Annotated in this window: 1 protein-coding gene and 1 pseudogene; both read left to right on the top strand. The window is 67.2% G+C overall.

Annotated elements, in window-relative coordinates:
• Window positions 1–209 (top strand): annotated as a pseudogene (locus ACNPM4_RS17535) (phosphatase); the annotation flags it as partial.
• A 63-nt stretch (window positions 210–272) separates the two neighbouring features.
• Window positions 273–1,160, top strand: coding sequence for a DUF817 domain-containing protein (locus ACNPM4_RS17530; protein ID WP_029262043.1), 888 nt, complete (start codon window positions 273–275; stop codon window positions 1,158–1,160).
• Window positions 1,161–1,184: the final 24 nt, after the last annotated feature.

Raw genomic sequence — 1,184 nt, 5'->3', positions numbered from 1 at the left:
GTGGCTTCGAGATCGACCATCGCGAGAACACCGAGGCCGGCAAGCGGAAGCTCCGCGAGATCGCCGACGAGCACGACCTCATCATCACCGGTTCCAGCGACTATCACGGCAGCGGCAAACCCAACCGTCCGGGCGAGAACACCACGTCCGACGAGATGGTCGCGCGGCTCATAGCACGCGGGACCGGCATCTCCCCGCGTTATCCCTGATCCTCGGCATTCTGTCGGTCATCTCCCGGCCGGCTGTCGACGGCGACCGATACCGTCCGAGGCATGCAGCGAGCGACTTCCCTGGAGCGGCGCGTCGATGCGATCGCTCACCAGCTCCTCCGCGGCGCCCCGGCGCACGGAATCCGCGCCGGCCTGATCGAGTTCGCGGTGTTCGTGCTGAAGCAGGCATGGGCGTGCATCTTCGGGGCGGCACTGCTCGTCGCGATCGTCGCAGCGCGGCTCTGGTACCCCGACGATGCGGCGCTCGCCCGCAACGATGCGCTCACGATCGCCGCGGTGCTCATCCAACTCGCGATGCTGGCCTTCCGGCTGGAGAGCGGTCGAGAGCTGTGGGTCATCGTGCTGTTCCACATCACCGGCACCGTGATGGAGTTGTTCAAGACCGATGTCGGATCGTGGGCCTACGCCGCGGACGGCTTCCTGCGCATCGGCGGGGTGCCCCTGTTCAGCGGCTTCATGTATGCCGCGGTCGGGTCGTACATGGTGCGCGTCTACCGCCTCTTCGACCTGGGATTCGAGAGGTATCCGCGTCGGTGGATGACGGCGATCCTCGCGGTCGCGATCTACGTCAACTTCTTCGCGCACCACTGGTGGTGGGATGCGCGTTGGGTGCTGCTGGTCGGCGTCGTGCTGCTGTGGCTGCCCACCGTCATGCACGCCCGCGTGTGGCGTCGCACGATCCGGCTACCGCTCCTGGCCGTCTTCGCTGGCGTCGCCGTGTTCATCTATCTCGCCGAGAACATCGGCACCTGGGCGGGTGCGTGGGCGTATCCGGACCAGGCCGAGGGCTGGCAGCCGGTGTCTCCGAGCAAGCTGACCTCGTGGTTCCTGCTGATGATCATCTCGGTCGTCCTCGTCGCGTGGGTGTATCCGCCGCAGGTACCCGCCGCGTTGCTGCAACGCGGGCAGGCCGCTCAGGCACCGGTGTGACCCGGGTGCACGACGAAGGGCGCG

Source organism: Microbacterium umsixpiens, from assembly GCF_053543675.1.
This window is presented reverse-complemented; position numbering and strand designations above follow the sequence as displayed.